Source organism: Rhodococcus sp. NPDC076796 (genome assembly GCF_040702765.1).
In the GTDB taxonomy this organism is placed as follows: domain Bacteria; phylum Actinomycetota; class Actinomycetes; order Mycobacteriales; family Mycobacteriaceae; genus Rhodococcoides.
The window spans coordinates 740,744-754,674 of record NZ_JBFBMS010000001.1 but is presented as its reverse complement, the minus strand read 5'-3'; the positions used below and the strand labels follow the sequence as shown (position 1 = coordinate 754,674).

The 13,931-nt window shown below is 65.6% G+C and carries 13 protein-coding genes; 4 read left to right on the top strand and 9 right to left on the bottom strand.

Translation table 11 applies throughout. The annotated features are described in order from the left end of the window. Positions 1-97 precede the first annotated feature (97 nt). Both AB0366_RS03630 and AB0366_RS03625 read left to right on the top strand, forming a co-directional pair. On the top strand, positions 98-1,147 hold the full coding sequence (locus tag AB0366_RS03630) for an iron chelate uptake ABC transporter family permease subunit (RefSeq protein WP_366242733.1): 1,050 nt from the start codon (positions 98-100) through the stop codon (positions 1,145-1,147). Then, positions 1,144-2,226, top strand: a complete 1,083-nt coding sequence (locus tag AB0366_RS03625) for an iron chelate uptake ABC transporter family permease subunit (RefSeq protein ID WP_366242732.1) — start codon at positions 1,144-1,146, stop codon at positions 2,224-2,226. The genes AB0366_RS03630 and AB0366_RS03625 overlap by 4 nt, the downstream gene beginning before the upstream one ends. 28 nt (positions 2,227-2,254) lie before the next feature. Here the strand turns inward: AB0366_RS03625 and AB0366_RS03620 are convergent, their stop codons facing one another. Further along, a complete protein-coding gene (locus AB0366_RS03620; protein WP_366242731.1) occupies positions 2,255-2,548 on the bottom strand; it encodes a hypothetical protein in 294 nt (97 codons plus the stop codon). Positions 2,549-2,685: 137 nt separating this feature from the next. Between AB0366_RS03620 and AB0366_RS03615 the strand changes: the two genes are divergently transcribed. Beyond that, complete coding sequence (locus AB0366_RS03615) at positions 2,686-3,864, top strand: acyl-CoA dehydrogenase family protein (protein ID WP_366242730.1); 1,179 nt, start codon at positions 2,686-2,688, stop codon at positions 3,862-3,864. A gap of 19 nt (positions 3,865-3,883) precedes the next feature. Here the strand turns inward: AB0366_RS03615 and AB0366_RS03610 are convergent, their stop codons facing one another. From AB0366_RS03610 to AB0366_RS03580, 7 genes are all read right to left on the bottom strand, one after another. Beyond that, positions 3,884-5,389, bottom strand: a complete 1,506-nt coding sequence (locus tag AB0366_RS03610; RefSeq protein ID WP_366242729.1) for a protein adenylyltransferase SelO — start codon at positions 5,387-5,389, stop codon at positions 3,884-3,886. A 61-nt stretch (positions 5,390-5,450) separates the two neighbouring features. After that, positions 5,451-6,272, bottom strand: a complete 822-nt coding sequence (locus AB0366_RS03605) for an ABC transporter ATP-binding protein (protein ID WP_366242728.1) — start codon at positions 6,270-6,272, stop codon at positions 5,451-5,453. Beyond that, positions 6,269-7,234 (bottom strand): iron chelate uptake ABC transporter family permease subunit, encoded by a 966-nt coding sequence (locus AB0366_RS03600; protein ID WP_366242979.1) that lies wholly within the window; start codon positions 7,232-7,234, stop codon positions 6,269-6,271. The genes AB0366_RS03605 and AB0366_RS03600 overlap by 4 nt, the downstream gene beginning before the upstream one ends. Before the next feature lie 98 nt (positions 7,235-7,332). Then, on the bottom strand, positions 7,333-8,379 hold the full coding sequence (locus AB0366_RS03595; RefSeq protein WP_366242727.1) for an ABC transporter substrate-binding protein: 1,047 nt from the start codon (positions 8,377-8,379) through the stop codon (positions 7,333-7,335). Positions 8,380-8,590: 211 nt separating this feature from the next. Further along, positions 8,591-9,118 carry a flavin reductase family protein gene (locus AB0366_RS03590; RefSeq protein ID WP_366242726.1) on the bottom strand — a complete coding sequence of 176 codons (528 nt, stop codon included), beginning with the start codon at positions 9,116-9,118 and terminating at the stop codon, positions 8,591-8,593. Continuing rightward, positions 9,115-10,533, bottom strand: a complete 1,419-nt coding sequence (locus AB0366_RS03585; RefSeq protein WP_366242725.1) for a dienelactone hydrolase family protein — start codon at positions 10,531-10,533, stop codon at positions 9,115-9,117. The genes AB0366_RS03590 and AB0366_RS03585 overlap by 4 nt, the downstream gene beginning before the upstream one ends. Positions 10,534-10,563: 30 nt before the next feature. Beyond that, the gene (locus tag AB0366_RS03580; protein ID WP_366242724.1) at positions 10,564-11,808 is read right to left on the bottom strand and encodes a hypothetical protein; all 1,245 of its coding nucleotides are present in this window, start codon (positions 11,806-11,808) and stop codon (positions 10,564-10,566) included. A gap of 241 nt (positions 11,809-12,049) precedes the next feature. On the opposite strand from AB0366_RS03580, the gene AB0366_RS03575 reads away from it, so the two are divergent. Further along, a complete protein-coding gene (locus AB0366_RS03575) occupies positions 12,050-13,009 on the top strand; it encodes a LysR family transcriptional regulator (protein WP_366242723.1) in 960 nt (319 codons plus the stop codon). Here the strand turns inward: AB0366_RS03575 and AB0366_RS03570 are convergent. Further along, entirely contained in the window at positions 12,982-13,926 is a 945-nt protein-coding gene (locus tag AB0366_RS03570) for a LysR family transcriptional regulator (protein ID WP_366242722.1), read from the bottom strand. The two genes, AB0366_RS03575 and AB0366_RS03570, sit on opposite strands and share 28 nt — an antisense overlap. Positions 13,927-13,931 lie beyond the last annotated feature (5 nt).

Below are 13,931 nucleotides of genomic sequence, written 5' to 3'. Positions count from 1 at the left end.
CAGCCTAGCCTGATAGGCTCCCTCGGTCGGACGCCTCGTCCGGCAGCCGGGTAGCGATCGAGGCCCGGCCGAGAAGACCCACGGAAGGCCGATACCGGTGAGTGCACCTGCCGTCGACGCGACGCTTCCGGACACCGAAGCCGGTCGGGCGAGTTCCGGTCGCCGAGCTCTCGGGCTCGTGGTGTTTCTCGCGCTTCTCGCGGTTGCCGTCCTGGTCAGCTTCATGTTCGGCTCGAACCCGCTACCGCTGGGTGAGGTGTGGCGAGTCCTGTGGGACAGGGACAACTCGGAGGCGTCCAGCATCGTCTGGACACTGCGTATGCCGCGCACCGTGATCGGGATCGTCGCAGGCGCGGCGTTCGCCGTGGCGGGCGCGCTGATTCAGGCATTGACTCGAAACCCGTTGGCGGACTCCGGACTTCTCGGGGTCAACGCGGGTGCGATTTTCGCCGTCACCCTGGGCGTCGCCGTCTTCGGGGTGGCGTCGATCTCCGGGTACATCTGGTTCGCATTCGTCGGTGCGGCCGCAGCCACCGTGCTCGTGTTCTTCATCGGGGCGGCCGGGGGCGGTACCGCATCGCCGGTGCGGCTGATCCTGGCGGGCGTCGCGCTCGGTGCGGTGTTGCACGGCATCACGACATTCATGCAGTTGATCGACCCCGACACGTTCGAGCGGATCAGGCGGTGGGGTGTCGGGTCGACGGCTGCGACCTCGCTTGAGCAGATGCGGACGGTGTTGCCGTTCCTGGTGCTCGGCTTCGTGCTCGCCGTCGCGATCAGCAGGCAGCTCGACGCGGTCGCCCTCGGAGACGATCTCGCGTCGTCCCTCGGGGTCAAGGTGACGCGAGTTCGGATCGTCGGTCTGATCGCCATGACACTCCTGGCCGGCGGCGGGACGGCGCTCACCGGTGGACTGGCGTTCGTCGGATTGATGATCCCGCATATCGTGCGGTGGTTCGTCGGACCGAACCAGCGGTGGATCTTCGCGTATTCGCTGATCGCGGGTCCGATCATGGTCCTGCTCGCGGACGTGATCGGACGTGTACTCGGACGACCGGGCGAGATCGAGGCCGGCGTCATGTGCGCGGTGATCGGTGCCCCGGTCCTCATCGTCCTGGTGCGGCGCCGGAAAGCGAGTGGACTGTGACGATCGAGGCCGAGACGGCGAAGTCGGAGATCGACTACGGCTACCCCGCCGTCACTGCACGAACGAAGCACTTCACCGGACGGTTCCAGGTTCGCGCGCTCGTCGTGTGCGCAGTTCTAGGGGTCCTGTCCGTGGTGTTGGCGATAGCCACGTTGGGGATGGGGCAGTACCCGATCGGTTTCGGGGAGGCGCTCGACATCCTGTTCGGCGGTGGGGGCGAGGAATTTCGCCGAATGATCGTGCTCGAGTGGCGGTTGCCGGTGATCCTCGCAGCGCTGGTCCTCGGTGCGCTTCTGGGCATCGGTGGAGCCATCTTCCAGTCGTTGACCCGAAATCCGCTGGGCAGCCCCGACATCATCGGGTTCGACGCCGGGTCCTATACGGCGGTCGTTGTGGTGATGCTCGTGGTCAACACCCGCAACTACAGCGTCGTCGCGGCAGCGTCGTTGATCGGCGGACTGCTGACCGCCTTCGTCGTCTACCTACTGGCCTGGCGCGGCGGCGTGCAGGGATTCCGGCTGATCATTGTCGGCATCGCCGTCTCGGCCATTCTCGGTTCGGTCAACTCGTACCTGATCACCCGCGCCAACGTGCGTGACGCGATCTCCGTCGGCTTCTGGGGAGCCGGGTCGATCGCGCGCGTTCGCTGGGACTGGTTGCTGCCCACAATCGGGGTTCTCGTTGTCGTCATCGTGTGTTGCGCACTTCTCTCGTCATCTCTGAGACTCCTCGAACTCGGAGACGACGCCGCGAAAGCATTGGGCGTCAACGTCAATCGCTCCAGGCTGCTGCTCATCGTGCTCGGGGTGTCGACCACTGCCGTCGTCACCGCGGTGGCGGGCCCCATCGGTTTCGTGGCGCTCGCGGCACCACAGTTGGCGCAGCGTCTGATCAGAAGTCCGGGTGTGTCGATGGCCTCGGCGGCGTTCATGGGAGCGGCGCTGCTGATGGTCGCGCACTTCGCCGCCCTGACGATCGAATCGTTCTATCGCGCAATTCCAGTGGGGTTGGTGACCGTCTGCATCGGCGGAATCTACTTCATCTACCTACTCGTTCGAGGTGCGCGACAGCAGGTGTGAGCGGTGGTGGAGCGCAACCGGCCGAAGATCACACGAAGGTCGCCACGTTCGCCAGAAACACCACGAACAACGCAGCGCCGCCGAGGGCTGCGCCGATCACGGCGTCGCGCCCGTTGGTCGCGATGCCGTCTTCCGACCGGGACACCCCGACCCATCCGCACACCACGGCGAAGACTCCCACCGGGGCAGCGACGAAGTCCCCGATGAAGGGCACGAACGCGCAGATCAGGGCAACGATGCCCGCAATCAATGCGGCGCTTCCGGCACCGTTGCGATACAGCGGCCGGGTGGAGTGTCCTTCTGCCATATCGCTCCGGTTCATGGGTTTCGATGCTGCCGATTCCAAGTTATCGCAACTACCACGAAAAGGACTCCTGACCATCGGTGACCACGATCGGGCTTCGGTCGGCCAGGGCGGGTGATTGACCGACGTCGATGCCTCCCGCGATAGTTGTCCCCATGGACACGCTGAATCCCGATGTACCCGACGACGTCTTCGCGGACGTGCTGAAGCAGATCTCGCGTTTCGTTCGGTCACGGGTGGTTCCGCGTGAACTCGAGATCATGAACACCGATGCGATTCCTGAGGACCTGCGCACCCAGGCTGCGGAGATGGGACTGTTCGGCTACGCGCTTCCGCAGGAGTGGGGCGGTCTTGGCCTGAACTTGATTCAGGACGTCGAGTTCGCGATGGAGCTCGGCTACACCTCGCTGGCATTGCGGTCGATGTTCGGCACCAACAACGGGATCGCCGGGCAGGTGCTGGTCGGCTTCGGAACCGAGGAGCAGAAGTCGACGTGGCTGCCGGGCATGGCGTCCGGCGATATCGTCGCCTCCTTCGCGCTAACCGAGGACGGGGCCGGATCCAATCCGGCGGGCCTGAAGACCACCGCGACGGTCGACGGCGCCGGGTGGGTCATCAACGGCAGCAAGCGGTACATCACCAATGCCCCGATCGCGAACATGTTCGTCGTATTCGCCAAACTGGACCCGAAACCGGAGAGCGGCAACGGGATCGCGGTGTTCCTGGTTCCTGCCGACACAGCCGGTATCGAGGTGGGCGTCAAGGACGCGAAGATGGGTCAACAAGGTTCCGGCACGGCCGACGTTAACTTCACCGACGTGCGGGTCGGTGCCGACGCGTTGGTCGGCGGCAACGGTGACATCGGCTACAAAGCGGCGATGACCTCGCTCGCGCGGGGACGGGTACACATCGCGGCGCTGGCCGTCGGCCAAGCGCAGCGCGCGCTGGACGAATCTGTGTCGTACGCAGCCTCGTCCACTCAGGGCGGCGAGCCGATCGGAAACTTCCAGCTGGTGCAGGCCATGATCGCCGACCAACAGGTCGGTGTCATGGCGGGCCGGGCGATGGTCCGAGAGGCCGCAAGGGCGTGGGTGCAGAACACCGATCGACGCATCGCTCCGTCTGCCGTGAAACTCTTCTGCACCGAAATGGTCGGCCAGGTCGCCGATCTCGCCGTCCAGATCCACGGTGGCGCAGGGTATATGCGCGAGGTTCCGGTCGAACGCATCTATCGCGATGTGCGACTGCTGCGCCTGTACGAAGGAACCAGCGAAATTCAGCGGCTGATCGTCGGAGGCGGCTTGATCCGCGCCGAACAGAAGCGCAACCGCTGAGCGGGCCACCTGCCGCGGGTCAGGTACCGCAGAAGGTCTGAAAGCCGGCGCTGAAGTTCTCGGGCGCAGGCAGGGCGTAGTCCGACCTGTCCTCGCGTCGGTCGAACGGTGACGTGACGACCTCGAGCAGGCGCTCGAAGGGTCCGAGATCGCCGTTCGTCGCAGCCTGGAGCGCAGCGTCGACCAGGTGGTTGCGGGGGATGTATGCCGGGTTGACGCGGTCCATGCCGTCGGCGACCGATGAAAAGTCCTGTCCTCGAGCCGAAACCGCGGCCCGCCAACCCTCCAGCCAATCCCTGGACGCATCGGGTGGGACGAGGGAGTCGAACGGTGCCGAGTTCCCGCGCAGTTTCTCGGCGAGGGCGCGGAAGGTCAGGGTCCAGTCGGCGCGGTGGTCCGTGAGCAACCGGTGCAGGTCGTCGACGAGCGCCGCGTCCACGGCGTCGTCTTCCAGGCCGAGTTTGGCCGCCATCGCGGCAGAGTAGTACTGCCGGTAGCGGTCCCCGTACGTGTCCAGGATCGCGGTCAGGGCGGAGATGGCGTCGTTCGGCTCCGAATTCACCAGTGGCAGTAGTGTTTCGCCGAATCGCGCCAGGTTCCACCCGAGAACGGCGGGTTGGTTGCCGTAGGCGTAGCGTCCGCCGTGGTCGATGGAGCTGAACACCGTGGCGGGATCGTAGGCGTCCAGAAAGGCGCACGGCCCGTAGTCGATGGTCTCGCCGGAGATCGTCGTGTTGTCGGTGTTCATGACACCGTGCACGAATCCGACCGACATCCATTGTGCGACAAGGGACGCCTGAGCATCGACGACGGCCTCGAAGAATGCGAGGTAGCGATCCTCGGGCGCTTGCTCGACGAATTCGGGGTAGTGGCGGGCGATCGCGTAGTCGGCGAGGGTCTGCGCGAGTCCTTCCCGCCGGGCAGCGAACTCGAAGGTGCCCACCCGTAGATGGCTCGACGCGACCCTGGCGAGCACAGCGCCGGGTTGCGGACCTCCCTCTCGCACGACCTGTTCCCCGGTCGTGACAACGGCGAGTGAGCGGGTGGTGGGGATGTGCAGCGCATGCATCGCCTCGCTGATCAGGTATTCGCGCAGCATCGCTGCCACCACCGCGCGTCCGTCACCACCGCGTGAGAACGGTGTTGCGCCGGACCCTTTGAGATGCAGATCGACCAGGCGGCCCCGATCATCGCGAAGTTCGCCGAGGAGCAGCGCTCGCCCGTCGCCCAGCAGTGGCTGGAAGCTGCCGAACTGATGACCCGCATAGGCCATCGCCACGGCGCTTGTCTCGGCCGGAGGAATGGACCCGGACAGCACGCCTGCGCACTCGGCGGTGGCAAGGGATGCCGGGTCGAGCGCGAGTGACCGGGCCAGGCCGTCGTTGAGGACCAGCACGCGAGGATCCGGTGCGTGGGCACCCTGCCACGGCACGGTGACGCCGGGAACCTGGTCGGCCAAGGTCGACTCGAACCCGAATGCGGGCAGACTCGTGGTCGAAACGCCCGGTCCGAAAGATTCGCTCATGGTTCAGGGGTACCACGAATCGTGACACCCAATCCCCCGGGGCTCTGGAGTCCGAGGCCGATCAGGGACGAGAGACTGCCGTCACGCTGGTGTTCTGCTTCCCCTCTACGGTCTCGAACCCGGCCGCCGCATCGAAACGGATGTGCACCCGTCCGTCGTCGCCGTCGACGGATACACGCGCCCGCACTCGATACACCTCGGCGATGAGTTCTTCGGTCAGCACCTCCGCAGGTGTGCCGCCTGCGACGACCTTGCCGTCCTGGAGCACCAACACCTCGTCGCAGAACATCGCGGCCAGGTTCAGGTCGTGCAGCGCGACGATGCTGGTGATCGGCAGACGAGCGACGAGGGCCAGCAACTCGAGCTGGTGATGGATGTCGAGGTGGTTGGTCGGCTCGTCCAGCAACATCTCGCGGGGCTGCTGAGCGAGTGCGCGTGCGATATGTGCCCGCTGCTGCTCACCGCCGGAGAGCGTGCGCCACAATCGATCCGCTTTGTCGGTGAGTCCGGTCTGCGCGAGCGCATCGTCCACTGCGTCGTCGTCCAGGTCGCTTCCACCGAAGGCCCCGCGATGCGGGATGCGTCCGAGACGCACGACATCGCCGACCGTCACGTCGACGTCGGTGTGCGCGTGCTGTCCGACGACCGCGACGGCGCGGGCGATGTGTTTGCGTTTGAGCGAACCGAGCTCTGCACCGTCCAGTTCGACGACACCGGAGGTGGGCGACGCCGCCCCGGCCAGCAGGTGGAGCAGCGAGGACTTGCCGGAACCGTTGGGCCCCAACAACCCCACCGTTCGGCCGGGCGCGGGGTGCAGCGTCACCCCGTCGACCACCAGAGCGCCACCGCGCTTCCAGGAGACGTTCGACGCGTGCAGGGTCATCGAATTCCTCTCTTGCGGGCCATGATTGCGATGAAAGCGGGAACGCCGACCAGTGCGGTCCCGACGCCCACCGGCAGTGGGGTAGGGGCGAACGCGACTCGGGAGACGGCGTCGACCCACACCATGAAGATGGCACCGATGATGGCAGTGGTGGGCACGAGGCGGCTGTGGTTGGGCCCCACCAACAGTCGTGCTGCGTGCGGAAGAATGAGGCCGACGAAACCGATGGCACCGGCCACGCTGACCAACGTCGCGGTGATCAGGGCGGTTCCGACGAGCAGTGCCAGGCGCACCTTCTTGACGTCGAAGCCCAGCGAGGACGCCACCGAGTTGCCGAACGCGAACGCGTCGAGCACATACGCGTAGTAGCAACACACCACCGCGCCGATACCCGCCACCGTCACGCACAGCACGACGTCGTTCCATCGCACCCCCTCGAACGATCCGAGGAGCCAGAACATCACGCCGCGGGTCTCGTCGGAGTCCGCGAACGCGAAGATCACGAACGAGGTGAGCGCAGAGAACAATTGGGTGGTCGCGACACCGGCGAGGATGACGCGGTCGTTTCCGCTGCCGGACATGCGGGCGAGGAAGAGCACCAGAGCGAACGCGACGAGCGCGCCGATGAACGCGCCTCCCGACAGTCCGAGTGCGGCACCTCCGACACCGAGAACGCCGACGACGACGGCTCCGGTCGACGCACCCGAGGACACCCCGAGCACGAACGGATCCGCCAGTGGATTGCGCAGAAGCGACTGCATGATGACGCCGCAGATACCGAGCCCGACGCCACTGGCCGCGGCGACGAGCGCCCGGGGCAGCCGTTCCTCCCAGACGATCGCGTTCTTCGACACTTTCACCGGCACGTCGGTGACGCCGAGATGATTGAGCACCACATCGCGGACGTTGACGAGCGAGATGTTCGCCGGCCCGAGCGTGATGGCGACGAGAATCGACACCACACACAGCGCGACACCGCCCAGCAGGGCCAATGCCCAACGCCACAGGTGGCGGGAGGTCTGCGAACGCTTGGCGGTGCGCCGGGGGGTGATGGTCGCGGTCAGGACGACAGTCCCAGGTCGCGCAGTCCGGCGGACACCTTCTCGACGCCGTCGACGGCCCGGATCGACGGGTTCATCTCCGCACCGTGCAGCGAGATGTAGCGCTTGTCACGGACGGCGGCCATCGTGCTGGTGACGGGGTCGGACTCGAGGAATGCGATCTTGTCGGCGAGCAGGTCACCGGGAAAACGGTTGCGCGCCAGGTCGCCCAGTACGAGGACGGTCGGATCCCGATCCACCATGGTCTCCCAGCCGACGGCTGGCCAGTCGTCGTCGGTATCGGCGAAGACGTTCGTCATCCCGACCGTTCGGGCGAGCAGATCGGCCGAGCCGCGTCCGCCTGCGATGTACGGGCTCTTGGTGTCCGCGAACCAGAATGCCACGGAGACATCGGATTTCGCCGTGATCGCGGTGGCGTCGGACATGCGGGTCTTCAGTTCGTCGACGAACTCGGCACCGCGGGCGTTGACGTCGAAGATCGCCGCGAGTTCGGTGATCTCCTGGTACAGGGACTCCATGGTGAGTGGCGTCGTTCGGGTGTTGCCCCCGTTGACGCTACGACCGGCGTCGCAGTCGGTGGGTGAAAGATACGTGGCAGCACCGGTTTCGGTGAAGCGCGAACGCTGCGCGACGCCGCCCTGCTCGAAGTGGCGCCCGAACGATGCGGTGACGAGGTCGGGTTCTTTGTCGACCACGACCTCGTAGGTGGGAGCATTGTCGGCCAGCCGGGGAACCGATGCGTTCGCGTCGGCGAGGTTCTCGCGGACCGGATCGGTCCAGGACGCGGTGCCCACCATACGGTCCTGCACACCGAGCGAGAGAAGAATTTCGGTGGAGTTCTGATCGAGCGAGACCACTCGCTGCGGGGCGGAGTCGAAGGTGACCGACTCGCCGCAGTTCTCGATCGTCAGCGGATACGACGTTCCGCCATCGGTGGCTTCCGCGGCTGCGTCGGGTACCTCCTCGGATGCTCCGCACGCGACGAGCGATCCGACCAGGGCGGCAGCGGCGGCGAGGGTACCTGCGCGGCGACGAACGTTGAGCACGTGGAATGTCCTTCGGGTTCAGACAGCAACGAGCCGCCGGGGATTACCCGACGGCGCAGCGCGCCCGAGGCGCGCATGAGCACAGGCTAACCTTTGGTCGACGGTGATGGAAATCGTCCCCGCTGGGACGCCCGATTCCATTTCTCTCGGCTCGCTCCCCGCCTGAGTGAGCCGAACGTATCGAATACGCTCGGCTACTCGGCGATCTCGGTCACGCGATCAGAGAGTGCCGACCCAAGGTGTGCCATTCGCGTGCGTGGTAGACGAGTGGTGTTCGGTCGTCACCCTCCACCCTGCCCTCCAGGGCACGCGCGATGACCAGCGTGGATTGTCCGGCCTCCACGAGCGAAACGATCTCGCCCCGAACCCACGACGTGACGCCGTCGTAGACGGGTTCTCCCGTGGGCAGCTCACGCCACGGGACGGAGAAGCGATCCGTGGCCGACGCCGCTCCGAGCCTGCCGATCGGGAGGTTGTCGCCGTGCAGGATATGTGCCACAACGGTATCGGCGGCAAGGATCGGCGGCGAGGCCGAGGACAGCGAGGATGCGCTGAAGGCGAACATCGGAGGCTCGGCGCTGACCGAGAACAGTGAGGTGACGGTCATGGCCACCGGCCCGTCGGGCCCTGCAGCGGTCACCACTGCCACCCCCGCCGCGTGGTGACGGAACACCGCGACGAACTCGTCGATCTTCATGGCCTGCGCCGTTCCGTCCACACCGTCGCCGACGGCTGTCATCGGTATACCGGACCTTCGTACACGCGCATGGCCTGCAATCTGCCGTCCACGAATCGGTACACTGCAACGCCGCAATGAGGTGGGCGACGCCAGCCGATGAACTCGCACGCATAGGTTCCCGACTCGGCGGTCACGGTGCAATATTCCACCGGCGCACCGCGTTCGGGGCCGCCGGGTGCCGTGGCGAATTCGTCCACGAAGCGACCTCGGTCGATCACGCCGTACGGTGACTGGATGCGAGCATCCGAGGCGATGATCTTCTCGAGACTCTCGCGGTCACCGCTGACGAGAGCGCGGTGGTACTCGGCGAGGTCGGGTGGTAGGTCGTCCGTGCCGGGTGCCAGTATCGGTCGACGAGGCTGGTCGGATCCGAACAGTGACTTGTCGAAGTAGATTCGAGCGCGCCGATCGCTGCCGTCCCGGTCGACGACCACGGCAATCGGGACCTCGACCGGGGCCGGGTCTGCACGTCGTAGAAGGTACTCCCGTACCTCACGCCGGTCGTTCCGAACGTGCATCGTCAGTTCGACCGTTGCCCAACGCGAATCGGGCCACACCGGAGACGAGGAACGGACAGTGTCCGGTGTGGCGAAGCCTGCGATCGGGTCGTCCACCCAATCCTGCTGCGACAGAACGGCGATCAGTTCCTGCCGGTCGTCGCGCCGAAGGTGCAGGTTCAGAAACTCGATGGCCCGTGACCGGGCGTTCGCCGCAGCGTCGGCATCGAACGCGCCCGGTGCCTCGGGCACGTCCACGTCGAAGGAATGCTGGACGCCCGGGTATCGGACCAGCGACGTTGCGACCGGAGCGTTGCCCACGAGCGTCTCGAGTAGATCGAGCTCGCCCTCACCGATGAAGTGATCGGCTTCGCCGAACAGCCCGAGCCATGGTGTGCGAAGAGTCTTGCCGCGCAGAGCTGCCAGATCGGGATTTCCGACATGCAGGTGGCGTCCGATGCCGCCGGCGTAGTAGGTGACTGCGGCGGCGAACGGCCATGTCGCTGCGGCCAGATACGTGGCGCGGCCGCCGAACGAATATCCCATGACACCGACGTGGCCCAGATCGAACCCGTTGTCGCCGAGGTGATCTGTCACTGCCGACAGGTCGGTGAGCAGGTCGGAGTCACCCGGTAGCCAAGCATCGAATGCGGGCAGCATCGACGGGTCGGAGGGGAAGGGCACCGGTTCGTTCTTCCTGCGGTAGAACAGGTCCGGAGCCACCGCGTAGTAGCCGAGATCGGAGAGATCGGCGATCACTGCGTCGATGTGCGGAGTCGGCCCGCTGGCCTGATGCAACACGATGATCGCGGCGTCGGCGGCCGGGTCGCCTGCGGTGCGAACCGGCATCGAGCCGTCCGCCGTCGTGATCTCGATGAGGGCGGGCGTGGTGGTGCCGTCGGGGACGAATGTGGTCATGTCGGTGACGCCTTTCTGTCGAGTGGCCGGTCAGCTGGGAACGGCGATCAGTGACCGGTCGCCCCAGACGAGGTTTTCGGGCGCGCCGAGCAGTTCCCAACCGATGTCGACGTACTGCGCCTCCGTGGCAATCAGGTGCTGGCACCCCGCCAGTGCGTCACGAATCTTCCGTTGCAGCGGGCCGTCGTGCAGCGTCGTGCCGCTGCCGCGTTTGAAGGCGAACACTGCGAGGTCCCGGAGCACGTCGTGCATGTTCACGGTGGCTTGGCGCAAGTGAGTGAAAGTGCGGCGCGGCAACGGAACCGATCCGGACTTCAAGTGCTGGTCGGCCTCGCGCCAATACTGGTAAACAAGGGCCCTCGCCGACGCGACCGCGATGTCCTGGTGTGCGTAGGCGTCTCGGAAGGAGCTCTCGTCGGCCAGCTTGTCTCCCCTCGAGTTCGGCGTGCTCGCAAGAGTCGCGAGGTCGTGCAGAATGCTCTCGGCTGTGCCCAACGCGAACGAGGTGTGCAAGAGCGGCAGGAACGACAGGAAGGAGCCGGAGATCTGCCTGCCACCGCGCTTGGGAGCGGCGAACATATCGGTGCGGTAGCGGTTCGGGACGAAGTGCTCGGTGATGGAGAAGTCGACGCTGCCGGTGCCGCGCAGGCCGAGTACGTCCCAATTTCCGAGCGTCTCGATCGCTGAACCCGGTACGCCGAACGTGGCAATGGTGGGGCCGCCGCCGGGTCCGGAAACCGGTGTGCCGTCGCTGTCGAGCAGTCGTGCGTTGACCAGCACCCACGCAGCATGGAGATTTCCACTTCCGAACCCCCATTTTCCGCTGAGCACGTAGCCGCCGTCCGTGATGCGAGCGGTTCCGGTAGGAGCCCCCGATACGCCGAAGTAGCCGACCCCGTCATCGAGGATTTCGTCGACGGCGTCCGATTCGAGGTAGCTCAGAAACACTCCGGAACACGACCAGTTGCCGCCGATCCATCCGATGGACGAGTCGATTCGTGCCAACCGGACCAACACCGGTAGGGCATCGATGGGAAACATGCCGTACCCACCGTGCTCCTCGGCCAGCATCATCTGCGGAATACCCAAGTCCTGCAACAGATCCAGCGATCGTTGGCTGAGTCGTCCGGCCTGTTCGTTGCCGGCGATCTCGGCCACGAAGTCCGGTTCGAGTCGGTCGATCTCGGCCAGCAGGCGGCCGGTCGTCGCAGCGCTACGGACGGCGGCGTCGTCCGGCGTGCCGGAAGCGATGGGGTCCAGGGTGAGTGTGGTCATGGAGAAACCTTTCGGGATTTTCGCGAGTGCGCATCCACCGCCGACGAGTGCGACAGGTGTTGTGCTCCTCACAGTAAGGCCGTTGGGCCCGGTGGTGTTGCCCCCTTCGGTGATGCCTGCTATTCGATACGCCGATGCTCGAAACTTGCTCGTTCCATCGCCGAGCGGGCTATGCGCGTAGTGTCACGAATCGGCGGCATCGATGCGAGTTGCGTTCAGGCGGAGAGGGTGTCGAGGGAACATGACCGATCGGGTAGCAGATGCGCGCTTCGCCGAATCGTCCCTTCTTCGGCTCGATCTGAATGTGATCGACGCACTGGTCGCATTGTTGGACGAGCAGAATCTCACGAATGCTGCCGCGGTGGTCGGCACCTCTCAACCCGCGATGAGCGCCACTCTGACGAAGCTACGACAGTATTTCGGCGACGAACTGCTCGTTCGGATCGGTCGAGAATTTCGCCCCACGTCGTTCGCGCGACAGTTGTTGCCGGCCGCACGGGCGGCGAGTGTGCTCATCCGTCAGGTGCTCGAACTCGACGCTGCGTTCGATCCTCTCACCGAAGATCGAGTGTTTCGCGTGGCTGCCAGCGATTACGCCGTCGCGGCACTGCACGAACCGTTGACGACACTGCTTCGCGCGCGCGGGTGCACGGTCACGATCGAATTCGTCGACATGTTCGCCGGTCTTGCCGACGGAACCGAAGCGTTGCTGGAGTGCGACGCTGTCGTGTCTCCGCTCGGTATGGGGGTCCAGGGCAATCACACAGTTCTGTATCGAGACCGGATCGTCGGTGTCGTCGATCGCGACAACCGGTTCCTCCACAACGGAACCGTCGATGCCGAGAGCTACCAGCAGATGCCGACGATCGGTATTCGGTTTCCCGGATCGTCGACGACGGTGGTCGACCGGTGGATCGACGACACGGGCCCCGATCATCGCCCTGTGGTCGAGGTCCTCGGAGGGCTCGCATCGTTGTACGCCGTGAGTCGTTCGGATGCGCTGGCGCTCGTCCCCGAACGCGTCGCGCGCCGCGCCGCGAAGACCGGTCGGTTCGTCGTGATTCCCCCGCCGTACCCGCTGTTGGACCTGCACGAAGCGCTGCACTGGCACCCGGTCAGAGATCTCGACCCCGCGCACTCCTGGCTGCGTTCCACCGTCGCGGCAGCAGTGGTTCAGGACGAGGTCGCATCGTCGATCTGATGCTCGCGCCAGATCTTCGCTGCATCGACCAGGATTCCGATCAACCACTGGACAGCTGCATCGCCGTCGCGGCTCGGATGCCAGTACGCCGAATGCACCAGGCGGGGCAGGTCGAACGGAACGCTCACGTGCGTGAGCCCCAGATCGGCCGTCCAGCCCCTGGCCACGGACTCGGGAACGAACGCATACGACGCTGCCTCGGCCAGTACGAACGGAAGTATCAGATCGTTGGCAACGACGGTGTGCCGTTCGGGACGGACTCCCGCTTCGTCGAGCACTCGGTGCATGACGGCGGATCCTGCAGACCGTCGAGCCGACACCATCGGCAGCGACTCGAGATCCGCAATTGTCAGGCCTGCGTCTTCGTCGACGCGTCCCGATTCCGACACGACGCAGACCAAGCGTTCGTCGAGGAGTTCCCGGCACCTGCCCGGCAGCCCGTCCGATGTCGGGGCCACGACGATGTCGGTGACGAGGAGCTGAGCCGGAAAGTCCGCCGCGGCGTCGGGATACGTGTCGAAGCGCACGGTGACCTCTGGTGCAACCTCCGTGAGCACCGCGGTCACGGGGCCGGCGAGCTGCCCCAGAGCGTGGTCGGATGCCATGATCGAGTAGAGCCGTCCCGGAGCGGCCGGATCGGTTCGATCTGCCGGTCGCAATGCCGAGTCGAGAACGAAGACGACCCGGTCGATCTCGACCTTCAGGGTCTCGGCCTTCGCGGTGAGGCGATAGTCGCGGCCGACTCGCTCGAGTAGTTCGTCGTCGTAGTGTTGCCTCAATCGAGCGAGCGCCCCACTGACCGCCTGGGGGCTCAGGAACAGCCGCCGAGCAGCACCGGTGACGCTCCGCTCGTCCAACAATGCGTGCAGAGTCAGGATCGCGTTGCGGTCGATGCTGCCGTCACCTCGCCGGACCATCGACC